The 15,603-nt window shown below is 70.7% G+C and carries 11 protein-coding genes and 1 pseudogene; 6 read left to right on the forward strand and 6 right to left on the reverse strand.

The window, feature by feature from the left end:
- Positions 1 to 10 precede the first annotated feature (10 nt).
- The 3 genes from AC3ANS_RS17710 to AC3ANS_RS17720 form a co-directional block, all read right to left on the reverse strand.
- The gene (locus AC3ANS_RS17710; protein ID WP_488292892.1) at positions 11 to 484 is read right to left on the reverse strand and encodes a hypothetical protein; all 474 of its coding nucleotides are present in this window, start codon (positions 482 to 484) and stop codon (positions 11 to 13) included.
- A gap of 93 nt (positions 485 to 577) precedes the next feature.
- Positions 578 to 3,553, reverse strand: a complete 2,976-nt coding sequence (locus AC3ANS_RS17715; RefSeq protein ID WP_488292893.1) for a beta strand repeat-containing protein — start codon at positions 3,551 to 3,553, stop codon at positions 578 to 580.
- 153 nt (positions 3,554 to 3,706) lie between these two features.
- Positions 3,707 to 4,513, reverse strand: a complete 807-nt coding sequence (locus AC3ANS_RS17720) for a thioesterase family protein (protein WP_488292894.1) — start codon at positions 4,511 to 4,513, stop codon at positions 3,707 to 3,709.
- A gap of 141 nt (positions 4,514 to 4,654) precedes the next feature.
- On the opposite strand from AC3ANS_RS17720, the gene AC3ANS_RS17725 reads away from it, so the two are divergent.
- The 3 genes from AC3ANS_RS17725 to AC3ANS_RS17735 are packed head-to-tail and all read left to right on the forward strand — an operon-like array spanning position 4,655 to position 6,639.
- Positions 4,655 to 5,989, forward strand: a complete 1,335-nt coding sequence (locus AC3ANS_RS17725) for a metallophosphoesterase family protein (protein ID WP_488292895.1) — start codon at positions 4,655 to 4,657, stop codon at positions 5,987 to 5,989.
- A 29-nt stretch (positions 5,990 to 6,018) separates the two neighbouring features.
- Positions 6,019 to 6,372, forward strand: coding sequence for a YidH family protein (locus tag AC3ANS_RS17730; protein WP_488292896.1), 354 nt, complete (start codon positions 6,019 to 6,021; stop codon positions 6,370 to 6,372).
- 48 nt (positions 6,373 to 6,420) lie between these two features.
- Positions 6,421 to 6,639, forward strand: a complete 219-nt coding sequence (locus AC3ANS_RS17735; protein WP_488292897.1) for a hypothetical protein — start codon at positions 6,421 to 6,423, stop codon at positions 6,637 to 6,639.
- Between the two features lie 64 nt (positions 6,640 to 6,703).
- Here the strand turns inward: AC3ANS_RS17735 and AC3ANS_RS17740 are convergent, their stop codons facing one another.
- Positions 6,704 to 10,951, reverse strand: coding sequence for an Ig-like domain-containing protein (locus AC3ANS_RS17740; RefSeq protein ID WP_488292898.1), 4,248 nt, complete (start codon positions 10,949 to 10,951; stop codon positions 6,704 to 6,706).
- 228 nt (positions 10,952 to 11,179) lie between these two features.
- Positions 11,180 to 11,728, reverse strand: coding sequence for a TetR family transcriptional regulator (locus AC3ANS_RS17745; protein WP_488292899.1), 549 nt, complete (start codon positions 11,726 to 11,728; stop codon positions 11,180 to 11,182).
- A gap of 65 nt (positions 11,729 to 11,793) precedes the next feature.
- On the opposite strand from AC3ANS_RS17745, the gene AC3ANS_RS17750 reads away from it, so the two are divergent.
- The 3 genes and pseudogenes from AC3ANS_RS17750 (at position 11,794) to AC3ANS_RS17760 (ending at position 13,669) form a co-directional block, all read left to right on the forward strand.
- Positions 11,794 to 12,120 (forward strand): DMT family transporter, encoded by a 327-nt coding sequence (locus AC3ANS_RS17750; protein WP_488292900.1) that lies wholly within the window; start codon positions 11,794 to 11,796, stop codon positions 12,118 to 12,120.
- Between the two features lie 402 nt (positions 12,121 to 12,522).
- Positions 12,523 to 13,071, forward strand: a pseudogene (locus AC3ANS_RS17755) (DUF222 domain-containing protein); the annotation flags it as partial.
- 184 nt (positions 13,072 to 13,255) lie between these two features.
- Positions 13,256 to 13,669, forward strand: coding sequence for an HNH endonuclease signature motif containing protein (locus AC3ANS_RS17760; protein ID WP_488292901.1), 414 nt, complete (start codon positions 13,256 to 13,258; stop codon positions 13,667 to 13,669).
- Positions 13,670 to 13,882: 213 nt separating this feature from the next.
- Here the strand turns inward: AC3ANS_RS17760 and AC3ANS_RS17765 are convergent, their stop codons facing one another.
- A complete protein-coding gene (locus AC3ANS_RS17765) occupies positions 13,883 to 15,541 on the reverse strand; it encodes an FAD-binding dehydrogenase (protein WP_488296523.1) in 1,659 nt (552 codons plus the stop codon).
- Positions 15,542 to 15,603: the final 62 nt, after the last annotated feature.

The following is a 15,603-nucleotide window of genomic DNA, read 5'->3' on the forward strand; positions in this document are numbered from 1 at the left end:
GCGTCGAGGCTCAGCCCGCGGTCTTGTCGCAGGTGAACTTCGCCTGCACCTTGGCCACCTTGCCCTTGGACACCTCAGCCGACGCGGTGGCCGTGAGCCCGTCCGCCGACTCCTTGACCGTCACGCTCTTGTCGGGGACGTCGTAGGTCGTGCCCTTGACCGTCACCACCACCTGGGCCGGAGCATCGCCGGCGGCCGTGGTGACCGCCACCCAGCTGCTCTTGTTGTTGCTCGCCTGATAGGTCGTCGCGTCCCCGGACGGGGTCGCCATCGCATTGCCGCTCCACTTCACCTGGAGGGCACCGCTGATGCCCACCTTCGCCTGGCACCCGTCGACCGGGTAGATGGTCGGGCTCTCCGAGGCGGATGACTCCGAGCCTCCGCTCTTCGGCTCGTCACCGTCGCTGTCGTCGCTGCTGCACGCGGACAGCGCAGCCATCGTGCAGAGGGCGGTCAGGGCCAGGGAGAGTCCTCGAGAACGCATGCCCAGCAGTCAAACATGGCCACCCAAGCGGACGCGGACGGGCCCGCGGCGCGTGTACGCCGCGGGCCCGTCCGACTCGTTGGTGCTCGACGATCAGCGGATCTTCCGCTTGTTCGTCGTGTCCGCCTTGGTGGTGGCCGTCGCCATCACGCGGGCGATGTAGGTCGTGAACGCCTTCCCGTTGCGGTCCTTGACACGCAGGGTGACCTTGCCGTCGGCGCCGAGCACGCCCGACCTCACCGCGACCCGCTTGCCCTTCACGATCTTGAAGAGCGTGACCTTCGCACCCGCGGCCACCTTCGAAGCAGTGACGGTGAGCCGGTCCGCGCGACCGCCGTTGCTGGAGCCGGTCAGGCGGGAGACGATCGAGACCGGCGGCTGCGGCTGCGTGGGCTCGACCCAGTTGATCGGGTCGGAGTCGACGGACAGCGTCTTGGACGAGTCACTGGTGGCGTTGCCGGCCGCGTCGACGAGGACCTGGCCGGGCGTCATCAGCGCGGTCAGGGTCTGCGTCGCCGGCTTGTCGGAGAACGCGGTGACTCCCGGACCCGAGTTGGTGAAGTCCGTGAACGTCGAGTCCGCGGACTCGTCGGTGTCGAAGTCCGCGATCGGCGAGCTGTCGCTGATCTTGGCCTTCTCGTCACCGGCGAGGTTGCCGAACTGGTCGTGGACATAGAGCTGCATCCCGACCTTCTCCGTGGTCGGCACGTCGCCGGTCGGCTCGCCGTCGGCCCGCTCGAAGGAGGCGTCGGTGGCGTTGAGCAGCGCACGCACGTCGTAGGTGATGGTCTTGGTCTGCGTCACGTTGCCCGCCTTGACGGTCACGGTGAGCTGGGTCAGGCCGTCGTCGTCGAACCCGGCGTCCTTCTCGATCGCGGCGACCAGACCGGTGGTGCCCTGACCCGAGCCGGAGTCGGCCGTCGTCACGGTCTCGCTGGTGCCGTCGTTCTTGAAGTAGCCCCACAGGTCGCCGGCCTTGTCGTGCCCGCTGGCCAGGGTGAGGTCGTCGGTCGTCTCGGCGTTGGGGCTGAGGAAGCCCTTGTCGACGCTGACCTGCACCGGGACGTCACCCAGCTTCGGGTCGTTGCTCGGGTTGGAGTCGCCGTCGGCGCCACGGACGGTGATGTCGAGGTCGACGGGGACACCCGGACCGGCCGCCTGGATCCCGGTGCCGTTGGGCGCGAGGACGTCGGTGGCGATGTCGATGCCGCTCACGGTGTCGGCCTGCTTGAAGTTCACCGTGATGCTGTCGCGCGCGTCGGCGGAGGTGTCGGTGTCACCGGTGTTCAGGCCGGTGGCCACCGCCGTCAGCGTGCCCGACTCGTTGGTCGGCGGCACGTTCGGCGGCACCGTCGGGTCCGTGAGGGACACCGAGAACGAGCCGTCGGCCGCGGTGACCGCGGTCGCCTGCACGGCGTTGTTGCGCGTGGTGCCCGCGGGCTGGCTCGTCGAGAACGACGCGTCGCCACCGAGACCCGGCGTGTAGGTGACCGTGACGGTGCGCCCGCCGAGAGCACCCGCGCCGTTGACCAGGGCGAGGGTGCCCTTGATCGTGGCCGAGCCGTTGACCGGAGCGTTGACCGAGTCGCCGTCGGCGAAGCTGATCTCGGACTCCGCCACGTCGACGGTCAGGGGCGTGCCGTTGAGGAGCCCCGAGCCGTTCACGTTCGGACGGCGCACGTTGAGCGTGTAGGTGCCGGCGGCGCCGCTGTTCGGGAACGGCACGGCGACCTGACCCTTGGCGTCGGTGTTGCCGGCGCTCGCGAAGGCGCTGTCGGTGGGCGTGCCGCCGGCACTGGGCTGGAAGTGCCAGCTGTACTCGACCGGCTGGCCCTCGACGGGGGCGCCGTTCTGGTCCTTGAGGGTGGCCACGAAGTCGTCGCCGTTCTCGGCGCCGGTGACCTCGTCGAGGTCGAAGTCGGCGTACCCGTCGACCGCGGAGGCCACCAGCGAGGTGTTGGTCGGCGTGTAGTCGGTGATCGTCACCGGTGAGGCGGCCACGTCACCCGCGCTCTGGGTGTCGACCTCGCTCGTGGTGTTGGCATAGAACGTGTAGCTGCCGGCGCCGAGGTTGCTGAAGGTCACGACGCCCCGCGCGTCGGTGCGCTGCGCGGCGGTCGAGGAGTCGTCAGGCTCCGTGCCCGGGTCGCTGCCGTCCGGGGTGTTGTAGTCGACCAGCGCGTTGGCGACCGGCTTGCCGCTCTGGTCCTTGACCGTGACGGTGACGTCCGCCTTCTGGCCCGCGGGCACGTTCGTGCGGGAGGCCTGCGCGGTGACGGTCTTGATCTGCTGGACGTAGAGGGTCGACGCCTCGACGTCGTCGGTTGCCCCGGCCGCCTGGGTGGCCGCGCCGAACACGATCTGGTTGGGCTCAGCGCCACCGGAGTAGCTGTAGCCGTCGATGTCGAGGATGCCCGCGAAGGTGCCGTTCGTGGCCGGCGCCGTCACCGTCGACGACGCGCTCGAGGTGCCCGCCGGGGTGGACGGGTTGGCGCTGCGCGTGCTCAGCGCGACGCTGCCGGCGTCCGACGTCGTGCCGGTGAGGCCGACGAAGTCGCCGCCGGAGTCCGCGGCGTACGGGCTCTGGAACACGCCGAGGCTGCCTTCACTGCTCAGCTCGACGGTGTTGGCGATCGCGTCGCTCAGCACGAGCTGCGGGCCGCTGGTGGCGGTGTTGGCCTGTCCGGTGTTGGGGACCGCCGAGAACTCCACGGCGGTGGTCCCGACGGGGAACGACGGCGTCCAGTCGAACGCGAAGACACCGTCGGCGTTGCGGCTCACTGGGGTGCCGATGTTGATCGGCGTGCCACCCGGCGTGAGCGTGGCCTGGAACTGCACCGAGCCGACGTTCGCACCACCGCCGACGACCAGCGAGATGGTCGAGTTGGAGCCGTCGTTCTCGGCGGAGACGCCCGGGGCGTACTGGCTGTAGAACGTCACGGCGTTGGCGTCCAGGCCCGTGGTCAGTGGGTTGGCCGAGGCCGAGGACGCGAGGAACGGAAGTCCTGCCACCGCGAGGCTCGTCACCGCTGTTGCGGCGAGGCCGCCCTTGATTCCGCTGCGAATCATGCGTGATTCCTCCTTGCTGTTGCGCCCGAGGCGCTCCCGGGCGCGATTGAGAAGCCCCCTGTCGAGGGCAACCCCCACCCCGCCGGTCTAGACCGACGCCCGATCACGCCGTACCCGGCACGCACGCCGGTATGCACGGAGTCGGCGGACCGCCTACGGACGCGGCTGACGCGCCAGCTGCCGGCTCTGGGCCACCAGCCGGCCGGCGGAGTCCCACACCTCGCAGTCCTCCTCGAACATCCCGCCCGCCATGTTGCGGGTCGCATGCCGCACCCGCAGCCAGCCCGGCGCCGGCCGGGCGCGCACATGAGCGGTCAGCTCGAGCGTCGGCGCCCACCCAGGCATGCCCAGGTCGAAGGTGACCGGCGGCAGGGCGTCCACGACCATCAGCAGCGAGAGTGGGTCCGGCTCGCGGCCGTCGACCAGCCGGAACCACGCACTCAGCACGCCGTTGCCGCTCGGCTCCCCCACCGCCCAGCCGATGTGGTCGGGGTGGAAGCGCATGTCGAAGCGCTCCATGAGCGGCGCGACCGCCCGCAGCTCCGCCGGAGCCATCGTGTTGGGCACGCACTCGCCCGGGGGCGGCATGTCCGGCTCGTCGGCCGTGGTCCGGACGTCGTCCCCGAGGCGGGAGAGGTCGCCGTACGTCGCGAGCGCGGTGATCCGCACGTCCTCGCCCTGCCGCAGCTCGGCGGCCGCGGTCGCCACGCTGCCGCCGTCACGGCGCACGTCGACGCTGACCGTCGCCTCCCCCGCAGCAGAGGCGGAGAGGTAGTAGGCGGACACCGCGATCGGGTCGGGCTTGTCCGGGAGCGTGTGCCGCAGCGCGTTGCCGAGCACCGCGAGCAGGTAGCCGCCGTTGATCCCCCCGCCCACCGACCACCCGGCCGCGAGGTCGGCCCCGAACGTCGTCTCGTCCCGCCGGGTCACCGCGATCTGTTCGTCGAACTCGTAGGTCACCCGCGGAGCCTAGAGACCTGCCAGCGCCGGCAGAGATGACGTGGCTCACACGCGGAACGGTTCAACCGCCGACCCGATCGTCCGACTCCTCTGGTGCCGGGGGAGAATCCTGGCTTCTCGAGAAGGAAGAGCCGCGCTCGCATGGATCTCCGCCACCCGACCCGTGCGGTCGTGACCGCGTGCGGCGCGCTCGGCGTCGCTGCCCTCCTGACCGGAAGCCTCACTGCAGGTGCGGACGCCACCTCCTCCCCGTCTGCGCCGGTCACCCGGACGACGGCCGCGTACTACCCCCGGCCGGTCCCGCGGCCGTTGCCGGCCAACGGCGTGGAGCCGGACCGTCCGGACGCCGCGCCCGACTACACGTTCCTGTCCTCCCCCGACTTCATGAACGCCGACATCGCCGACGTCAGCACGCTGAAGACGTGGCACGCGGGCCTCCCGAACTCCTGGAACTCCTCCTACGCCGCGACGATCGACACGATCCTGGACACGTTCGAGGCCGAGGCGCCCGACGACGTCCTCGTCGCCGGTGACCTGGTCGAAGGCCACTGGGGGTACGACGACGGCCACACCGGGATCTTCGGACCGGCGAGCACCAACGCACAGCGCAAGGCGGCACTGCGGCGCGCGGCCGACTTCTACTTCTCCCAGTGGCGTCTGCGCTTCGACGAGCGGGGCCTGGACGTCCACGCTGCGGTGGGCGACCACGACATCGGCGACAACCCCTGGTCGGGCGGGAGCCAGCCGGGACGCACCCGGTTCAAGCTGGACAACGTCGCGACCTTCAAGAAGGCGTTCCACGCCAACGTCCTCGCGCCCGACCACCTGCGGGACACGCCGCGTGGTCCCGCGCACGGCACCGCCTATGCGACGTACGTCGACCCGGAGGTGCTCCTGGTCACCGTCGACGTCTTCGAACGCACCCGGCGCGACGTCGTCGCCCGGCTGGACCCGCAGCAGCTCGGGTGGCTGGATCGGACGCTCACCGCGGCGGAGCGTCGTGGCACGGACTGGATCGTCGTCCAGGGCCATGTACCCGTCCTGCGCCCCGTCCGGGAGTACGGGTCCTCGGGCATCTACTACCGGGGCGGCCAGGACTCGGCGTTCTGGCGGACGATGGCCGAGCACCATGTCGACCTCTACCTGCACGGCGAGGTGCACGACGTCAGCGTCCGGCGCGCCGACGGGATCACCCAGATCGCGCACGGCGGCACCGTCACGATGGCCACGCCCGACGGGCGTGGGGCGACGAACTACCTGCTCGGCGAGGTCTTCGGGGACACGATGTGGCTGCGCGACAACCGGTTCGCGCCCCAGATGGTCGACTACATCAGCGAGCTGTGGCAGATCAGCCGCGACCACCGACCGGTGGCCCGCAAGGAGGTGTGGGACGACCCGCTTCCCATCGGGCACCTGGTCCTGACCAGCGACAACCGGCTGCTGTACAGCGACGGCGCACTGAACCCCCTGCCCTGAGGAGCCCGGCGTACGGCAGCATGACTGTCATGACCGACCGGCGCCCGCACTGGGTCTACGGACCGGGCGAGGAGCCCGACCCGCGCTTCACCCTCGCGAACGAGCGGACGTTCCTCGCCTGGGTGCGCACTGCGCTGGCGATGCTCGCCGGCGGTGTGGCGCTGCACGCACTGAAAGTGCCGGGGACCACGTGGGTGCGTACGACGCTCGCCGTCACGCTGGTGCTCTTCGGGGCACTGGTGACGGTCTTCGCGCTGATCCGCTGGGCCCGGGTCGAGCACGCGATGAGGACCCGTCAGCCGCTGCCCGGTTTCGGGCTCGGATACCTGATGACGATCGCGGTCGTCGTCGGCGCGGTCCTGCTCGCCGTCGCGTTCGTCTGAGTCGCGCCGTTTCCCTGGCACGCGGGCCACACCTATACGGTGGCCGGCATGGCTAAGTACCTCCTCCTCGGGAACACCGACGACAGCTGGACCCTCCCCGCCGAGACCGACAACGCCGAGCTGCTCGCCCGGCTCCGGGACGGGTTCGACGGCGCGGAGCTCGTCGAGGTCGCCGTGGAGATGGCGGGCCAGCCCGGCCAGCGCCTGACGATCATCGTCAACCCCGAGGCCATCGGCTGGTGGAGCATCTACGAGGACGACAAGTAGGCATGCGACGAGGCGCCCGTCCCCGGTGGGGACGGACGCCTCGTCTGCTCGGGCCTTGGCCCGGCTAGTGCTTCTTCTTCACCAGGACCAGGGTCTTGGTGCCGGTCACCATCCCTCCCTCGGAGGTGAAGGTGACCCGGACCGTCACCTCGAGCCTCCCGGTCCTCCGCAGGATCGCCCGGTGCTCACGGTCGACCATGACCAGGAGCGTGACGGTGGACGGTCCTGACGCCGCTCCCGTCGTGGTCACCACCTTCGGACCGGTGAGGGTCGCCGTACCAGCGGTGTTGACGCGCGCCGCGACGGTCGCCGTGCCGGCGGACTTCGACTTCACCACCCGCCCGAGCGTCAACGTCGGCGTCACCGGCGGCTCGGTGGTCGGCGGGTCCGTCGGGTCCGTCGTGGGCGGGTCGGTCGGATCCGTCGTCGGCGGATCCGTCGGGCCGGTGGTCGGCGGCGCGGTCGGACCGGTCGTGGGCGGCCCGGCCGGGTCCGGCACCGAGACCGTCACCGGCACCGACCTGGCCTGCTGGCCCGCGGAGTCGGTGATGACTGCCTCGAAGCTCACTTCCTCACCGAGGTCGTCACCCGTCGGCCTCCAGCTGAACTCGTACGGCGCCGTCGCGACCGTGCCGACCGGCACGCCGTCGGCCAGGAGGGTCACCGACTTCACGGCGAAGTCGTCGATCCCCCGCACCAGCGGGTGCAGCGTCTCGCCCACGGCGACCTCCGAACCGTCCTCCGGGTCGATCACCGTGGCCGTCGGAGCACTGTCGCTGACCGAGCCGACGCCGGTGGGCACGCCGTCAGGCGGTGTCTCCGCCAGGGACGTGATCGCGACGGAGTCGGCGCCCCCGGAGTCCGTGCCCGAGATCGCCTCGACACCGGCGCTCGGGTCGGCCGGACCGCCCGGGACCGGAGCCGCCGAGCCGAGGTAGCTGGACTGCACCTCGAACGGCGCACCGGTCCGCACGCCGCTCAGGTCCGCGTTGGCGTTGTACGCAGCGAACCCGTTGCCGGTGAGCACGTCGCCCTGGGCGACGAGCCCGCTGGCGGTGTCCGTGCCGGCGTCGGTGAGCAGGATGCCGAAGGACGTCGCGGGGTCCGGCTCGAAGTAGTTGCCGGTCACGCGACTGTTCTTCACGAACCCGTTCATCCCGCTCGTGTACTTGATGCCGGTCTGGGGGAACAGGCTGCTGCCACTCCCCGTGACGACCGTCCCGGTCACGTAGCCGTGCTGCCGGATCCCGGTGCGGACCGTGTTGGCCGGAGCCCCGTCGGTGCCCTTCGCGCCGTCGAACAGGATGCCTCCGGCCTGGTAGCCGGTGACGAGGCTGTTCGCGACCGTCACCTCGCTCTCGACCGTTCCCGAGCCCGCGCCCTGGATGACGCCGGTCTTGACGATGCCCCACCCGTGCGGGTTGGCGGCGAGCTCCTCGGGAGTGGTGGCGACCTTCATCGGGCCGACCACGCTCTCCGAGACCCGGCCGGCCGCTCCGAAGAACGCGATGCCGGCCTCGGCGTACGTGTTGCCCGCCGTCACCGTCACGCCCGAGATGTCCACGAACATCTCGTTGGTGTCGGTCGAGCCGAGCGACTGCCGCGAGACGGTGACGACGTTGCCGCCGCCGTCGCGCAGGTACGGCGTCTGTCCGGCCAGGGTCGTGAGCGACTGGTCGGGCATGATCGTGACCTTGTCCGCGCCGGCCCCCTTGATCTTGAGCGGCTTGTTGATCGTCAGGCCGTTCTTGGCGCCGGTGGCGACCGGGTTGCCGTTGCCGGAGATCGGGGTCGAGGACTCCTGGTAGATGCCCTCACACACCACGATCGTGTCCCACGGGGAGGCGAAGTCGACGGCCTTCTGGATCGAGGTGAAGTTCGCCGCCGGGCACTGGGCGCGGTCGTCGTCGACCACCCAGGTGGTGTTGCCGTCCGGGTTGGCGACCATGTCGTTCAGCCTCAGGTTGCCGAAGCTGTTGTCGTACGACGACAGGAAGTCCGCCGGGTCCGGGCCGGTGGCCGGAGGACCGAATCCTGCGCCGTCGGCCTCGTTGCCGTCGGAGAGGATCAGCGGCTCGGCGACCGCGGCCTCCTGGAACCGCACGTCGGCCAGCTGGATCGAACCGGACGCGGGCGTCCCGTCCTCACCGAAGCGGAGCTCCAGCTGGTCGAGCGAGCTGATGTCGACGCCCTGGTCGGCGAACTCGCTGAGCGGCACGCGGATCTGGTCCAGGACGATGTGCGTGTTGGCGGTGTTGGTGCCGGTCGACATGTGGAGGGCGTTGCCCCACCGCTCGTCGCCGGCGTGGACGACGCCCTCGTGACCCTCGGTGTCCTTCAACACGATGAGGAAGTCCTGCGTCGACGACGCCGGGTCGTAGGACTGGGGCAGCTCGTTGGGCCAGCAGGGCAGGGCCGTCGTGCAGCCCGCGCTGGTCGTGTCCTTGGTGTTGTCGCCGCGGTTGTCGGCACCCGGGTTGCGCAGGTCGAAGAAGTTGACGTCCGCACCCATGGCCAGCGCCTTGAGCCCGCTCATGTCCTGCGACGCCGCCGGGATGTCCGCGGTGAGGTGGGCCTTGCTGCCCGGCTCCCAGGCGAGCGCCAGCTGGCGACCGTAGGACTGGTTGACCGGACCGTTCTCGCGGATGCCGTTCTGACCGCCGAGCGCTGCCTTCCCCGGCAGCGGGCAGGCCTTGGCGGCCGTCGGCTGGGTGCTCTTGCCGAGCTGGCCCGGCGCGAAGTCGTCGGGCTCGGGGTTGCACCAGTCGTAGCCGCCCGCGGTCGGCTCGGGCAGCGTGACGCCACCGTTGTCGACGTACGGGTAGGCGAATCCGCCGCCGCTGAGCGAGCCGCCCAGGGCGTCGAGACCGAGCGGGTTCTGCACCTCGGGCCGGATCACGTCGACCCGCTCCTGCGGAGGAGCGAAGTAGCTCGTCGAGACCCGCTCCTTGCACGGGATACGCATGCCGGAGTCGCTGGTCGGGCAGGCGGACGCCGGGATCTGCAGGTGCGAGTCGGTGTCCGAGAGCTCGCCGGTCAGGTAGGGCTCGAACGCACCCTCACCGCCGACGTAGCGCCGCAGGAACGCCGCCATGGTGGCCAGGCCGATCTTCTCCTGGTCACCCATGCGATCGGGGTCGCCCGAGATCTTCGTGTTCACCGTGGGGTCGTAGGTCGCGGAGTTGTCGACCTTGTAGTTCTTGCTCGGGTCGGTGTAGCTGGCCGCACCGCTGAGCCGCAGGTTGTGCGGGTGGACGTTGTTGGTCGCGAACGGCGCCGAGTTGCCGCAGGCGGCGTCGTTGTTGGCCTGGCCGTCGGCACCGCCGTCGGCGTACCAGACGGTGTTGTACCAGTTGTGGATCGCGCCCAGCTGGGACGACTGGATCCGCGGGAACGGGTCGTTGCCGTTGATGTACTGGCTGCGCTCGTAGAAGCGGGCGCCCTGCAGGTTCGAGACGTCCCCGTCACAGAACGGCAGCACGCTCATGAACGGGACGCCGTACGGCGCCTTGCGCTCGTAGTCCACCGGCGCCAGCGCGATCACGCCGCGCAGGGGGTAACGGGGGCCGTCGGTGCGGATCCGGTTGTAGTCGATGAAGCTCGTGACCGCGTCACCGCCGCGAGAGTGGCCCATCAGGCCGATGCGGGTCATGTCGAGCCGGCCGGCGAGCGTGGTCCCGATCGTGGTGTGCGCGTCGGCGGGCAGGCCGCCGGGCTCGTTGGCCTTGCTGAGAGCGTCCAGGGCCGCGGCGATCAGCAGCCGCCGCTGGTGCATGCCTTTCCCCTTGGAGTTGTCCTGCCGCATCATCAGCTGGTCCTGGGACAGGGAGAACGTCGTGTAGCCCCAGGTGGCGAGGTTCTCGCCGAGGTAGGCGTAGCCGGCCTCGTTGCGCTTGTACTGCGCACAGGTCGCGGTCGCCGAGTCCTGGCCGGAGTCGCAGGAGCCGTGGTTGCCGTGGACGATCACGATCAGCGGCGAGGGCTCGGTGCGATCAGAGGGGTAGTACAGCGCGCCGCGGATCTCGAGCTGCGCGGGCGCGGCCGCCGTACCCGCCGTGGGGGCGCCACCGGCGGAGTCCGGCTCCTGGAGCGAGGCCAGCCCGAGCTTGGTCTCCTGGATCGTGACCGGCGTGTAGTCGCCACGGGCCATCGGGTCGGGGAGGGTGGACGGTGCACTGGGTGAGGCGCTGGGCGAGGCCGGCTCAGCGGCCTCGGCCAACACCGTCGGGACGACCGCCGAGCCCACGAGAAGAGCGGTGAGTAGTGGAACCAGCGCCCATGAGCGGCGCCTCGTGGAGGTGGAGAGCCTCACGTGAACTCCTGTCTGTATCGCGGTCGAGAGCCGACCGGCCGACGCAGACTAGGGTTGAAGAATTAACCAGATGTGCCGAGTTTGTTGCGGCGGACAACATATCTGTGCGGCGAATGCGGAGGGACTCTCCGCCCGCGCGCGCCCCCGGGTCGCCGGTGTGAACACTGTGTTTCGCGGGCAGCTGGTGTGGACCAGTCGGCGCGGACCGGCCGGGTGGACCGGGACGGATCAGCCGGCGATCGCCTGGGCTGCCCGGGCCAGGTCGTCGACGCCGCGCGCCAGCTCCTCGGGACGATCCGTGGCCAGATCCAGGTGGAACCCGTAGAGCGCCGAGTCCACCAGCGTGACGATCCGGGCCACCCGGCGCACGGGCGCCCCGCTGCGCACCAGGTAGTCGCGCAGCGCGGCGGCCCAACGCTCGTTGCTGGCCCGCGCCTCGGTCAGGTACGGCTCACTGCCGAAGAGCCCGGTGGCGGCGGCCTGGACGTAGACGTCGAGGCAGGCGTTGAGGGGCTCGGTTCCGTACGCCGTCCACAGGCGGTTGACCGCCGCGCGGACGCTCGGCGCACCCGGCAGTGCGTCGACCTCCGCGATCGCTCGCTCCCCCGACCGCACGACCACCGCGGAGACGAGCGCGTCGCGGTTGCCGAAGTGGTAGATGAGCATCCGGTCGCTGGTGCCGATCGCGGCGGCCACCGGGCGCAGCGTCAGCCCGATCAGCCCGTGCTCGAGCACGTGGTCGGTGACCCGGTCGAGCAGCTCCCCCCGACGATCCATGGTGGGAGTGTAGCGAGTGCTACGCTTGTAGCAGTCGCTACGTTTCTCCCACTCTAAGGACTCCCGTGCTCGCCGCAATGGTGCTGCTGATGGCCGCGATCGGCATCGAGGTCGTGTCCACCGCCCTCCTGCCCCGAGCCGACGGCTTCACCGACCCGCTCTGGACCGCCCTCGTGCTCGGGGGCTACGGCCTCTCCATCTGGATGCTCACGATCGTCGTGCGCACACTTCCGGTGTCGGTCGCCTACGCGATCTGGGCCGGCGTCGGCACCGCCCTGGTCGCCGTCGTGGGCATCGCGTTCCTCGGCGAGTCGATCGGCTGGGCGAAGGCCCTCTCGCTCGCGATGATCGTCGGGGGCGTCATCGGCCTCAACCTCGCCGGCGCGCACTGACGACGCGTCACCTCCCACGGCGGTCGAGCTCGTCGAGGCCCCCGCAGCCCACGCAGGGCGATGGATGTACGTCGGCTTCCGGTCGGCGGTGGTCGCCGTCTCTTGGCAGCAATGCGGGACAGGTCCGCCGCGGTCACGGCCTCCTCCCGGCCCTCTGCCCGCCGCCTCGACGACGGTGGTTGAGGTGCGAGGAGCGCTAGCGACGAGCCTCGAAACCACCCCCAGCAAGAGCAAGTTCCGCCAGACCTTGACTCTCGAACACCTGTTCGATACAGTGTGACTACGAACTTCTTCTCGGGAGTGGCGATGACCGCACAAGCACACCCACGACACCACGTGTCGCGCGCCGTCACACAGCTCTCAGACGTCCTCGACAGCGTTGATGATGCTTCCCTGTGGTCGATGGACGTCCACGAGACCGCCGACACCCTGGTCCGCCTCACCCACGTGATCGCCCGGGCCACTGAGCTCGAGGCCCGGATCGCCACCCACGCCTCCTCCGCGGGTGTGGCCGAGCAGGTCGGCGCCACATCGGTGGCGAACTGGTGGGCCCATGCGACCCGGATGACCCGCACCGAGGCGCACCGAAAGACCCGCCTCGCGACCGGCCTCGAACACCACGCGGTCGTCCAGGCAGGGTTGAAGGCCGGGGACCTGCTGGTCGACCAGGCCCGGGTGATCATCCGCGCGGTCGAGGACCTCCCCGACCACGTCGACCCCGGGCTGGTCGAACAAGCTGAGGCTCATCTCGTCGGACAGGCAGCGCACTTCGACGCCGTCGCGCTACGCCACCTCGGCCAAGGACTCCTCCACGTCATCGACCCCGAAGCCGCCGACGCCCACCACGCCAAGCTGTTGGAGCGCGAGGAACGCGAAGCAGCCATGGCGACCCGGCTCACCATGACCGACAACGGCGACGGCACCACCCGGGGACGGTTCACCCTCCCGACCGCGCAGGCCGAGGCCTTCAAGAAGCAGCTCCTTGCCATCGCCGCCCCCAAGCACCGGGCCGCGGTCGAGGGCCACCTCGGCGAACGCAAGCCCGGACCGCAGCGGATGGGCCTCGCGCTGGTGGAGTGGATCGAGCGCTACCCCGCCGACCAGCTCCCCGAAGCAGGTGGCGTGAACGCCCATCGTGGTCACCATCCCCCTCGAGACCCTGCAGGGCGGCCTGAAGCCCGGGGTCCTCGACACCGGTGCCGTGATCTCACCCGGCCAAGCCCGCCGCCTCGCCTGCGAAGCAGGCATCCTCCCCGCCGTCCTCAGCGGGACCTCCGAAGTCCTCGACCTCGGCCGCACCCGCCGCTTCCACACCAAAGCCCAGCGCATCGCCCTCGGCATCCGCGACGGCGGCTGCACCGCCGACCACTGCGACACCCCACCCGGCGGCTGCCAGACCCACCACGACCCACCCTGGGCATCAGGCGGTGGCACCGACCTCACCCACGCCCGCCTCTACTGTCCCCGACACCACGCCAGAGCACACGACCCCGACTACGAGACCACCCTGCTCCCCAACGGCAAGGTCGCCTTCACCCGAAGGACATAGACCGACGAAGTTCTCGACCTCCACCACAGCACCCGGGCCCCAGCGCACCCGCAGCACCCGCGCCCGCCGCAACCACGCCGCCCCAACCACAGCGAACCGCAACCACGCCTCCTCGGAAACCAGGAAGCGGAACCACACGCCTGCCCGTCAGACGCCCGACCGCCGCCACCCCGCGCAGGCCATCGGGCGCTCAGACAACAGCGCCGGGAGACCTCAGAGCGCGCGGGCGGCGGCGCGGCCCGCCGTACGGCCCGAGAACAGGCACCCGCCGAGGAAGGTGCCCTCCAGCGCGTTGTAGCCCATCATCCCGCCGCCGCCGAAGCCGTTGACCTCACCGGCGGCGTACAGGCCCGGGAACGGTTCGCCGTCGGCGCGCAGGCAGCGCCCGTCGAGGTCGGTCTCGAGGCCGCCGAGGGTCTTGCGGGTCAAGATGTTGAGGCGTACGGCGATGAGCGGGCCGGCCTTGGGGTCGAGCAGCTTGTGCGGGGTCGCGACCCGGATCAGCTTGTCGCCGCGGTAGTTGCGGGCGCCCCGGATCGCGGTGACCTGGGCGTCCTTGCCGTAGGCGTTGTCGATCTCGCGGTCGCGCGCCTCGATCAGCCGGCGCAGCGCCGGCTCCTCGAGTGCGGGCGCCTCGGGGTCGGCGAGCCGGTTCATCCCGGCTACCAGCTCGGTGAGCGAGTCGGCGACCACGAAGTCCTCGCCGTGCTGCTTGAACGCCTCGATCGGACCGGGCGCGCCGGCGCGCACTCGGGAGAGCAGCAGCTTGACGTCCTTGCCGGTGAGGTCGGGGTTCTGCTCGGAGCCGGAGAGCGCAAACTCCTTCTCGATGATCTTCTGTGTCAGCACGAACCACGAGTAGTCGTAGCCGGTGGTGCGCAGGTGCGCGAGCGTGCCGAGGGTGTCGAAGCCGGGGAAGTACGGCGCGGGCAGCCGCTTGCCGGTCGCGTCGAGCCAGAGGGAGGAGGGTCCCGGCAGGATCCGGATGCCGTGGTTGTCCCAGATCGGGTCCCAGTTGCGCAGGCCCTCGACGTAGTGCCACATCCGGTCGGGGTTGATCACGTTGGCTCCGGCCGCCTCGGTGATGCCGAGCATCCGCCCGTCGACGTGGGCGGGTACGCCGGCGACCATCGTCTTCGGCGGGGCGCCGAGGCGCGCGGGCCAGGTCTTGCGCACCAGGTCGTGGTTGCCGCCGATGCCGCCGCTGGTCACGATCACGGCCTGCGCGCGCAGCTCGAAGTCGCCGATCTCGACGCGGCTGCTGGCCTTGCCCCGGTCGACCGAGCTCGGCTCCAGCACCATGCCGCGCACGCCCACCACGGCACCGCCCTCGACGAGCAGGTCGTCGACCCGGTGCCGGAACGCGAGCCGGATCCGCCCGGACGCCGCGTGCTCGCGGACCCGCCGCTCGAACGGCTCGACCACGCCGGGGCCGGTGCCCCAGGTCAGGTGGAAGCGCGGCACGGAGTTGCCGTGACCGTCCGCCCGCCCGTCACCGCGCTCGGCCCAGCCCACGACCGGGAACAGCCGGTGCCCCATCTCGCGGAGCCAGGACCGCTTCTCACCGGCCGCGAAGTCGACGTACGCCTCGGCCCAGCGCCGCGGCCAGCGATCCTCGTCGCGGTCGAACTGCGCACTGCCCAGCCAGTCCTGCATCGCGAGCTCGCGCGAGTCCTTGATGCCCATCCGGCGCTGCTCGGGGCTGTCGACGAGGAACAGACCGCCCAGGCTCCAGAACGCCTGGCCACCGAGCGACTGCTCGGGCTCCTGGTCGAGCAGCACGACCCGCCGGCCGGCGTCGGCGACCTCGGCGGCGGCGGTCAGACCCGCCAGCCCGGCGCCGACCACGATCACATCAGCGACATCTGCCACATCGGTGTCCACGAGCGGAGATCCTCGCACGTGGCGCCGCTCACGCTGCCCGACGTCCACAC

The organism is Nocardia sp. 149-1B (assembly GCF_057747975.1).

Excerpts from the sequence above, each read along its gene's own strand:
- AC3ANS_RS17710 (WP_488292892.1), bottom strand. The coding sequence starts at position 484 with ATGCGTTCTCGAGGACTCTCCCTGGCCCTGACCGCCCTCTGCACGATG.
- AC3ANS_RS17715 (WP_488292893.1), bottom strand. The coding sequence starts at position 3,553 with ATGATTCGCAGCGGAATCAAGGGCGGCCTCGCCGCAACAGCGGTGACG.
- AC3ANS_RS17725 (WP_488292895.1), top strand. The coding sequence starts at position 4,655 with ATGGATCTCCGCCACCCGACCCGTGCGGTCGTGACCGCGTGCGGCGCG.
- AC3ANS_RS17730 (WP_488292896.1), top strand. The coding sequence starts at position 6,019 with ATGACCGACCGGCGCCCGCACTGGGTCTACGGACCGGGCGAGGAGCCC.
- AC3ANS_RS17735 (WP_488292897.1), top strand. The coding sequence starts at position 6,421 with ATGGCTAAGTACCTCCTCCTCGGGAACACCGACGACAGCTGGACCCTC.
- AC3ANS_RS17745 (WP_488292899.1), bottom strand. The coding sequence starts at position 11,728 with ATGGATCGTCGGGGGGAGCTGCTCGACCGGGTCACCGACCACGTGCTC.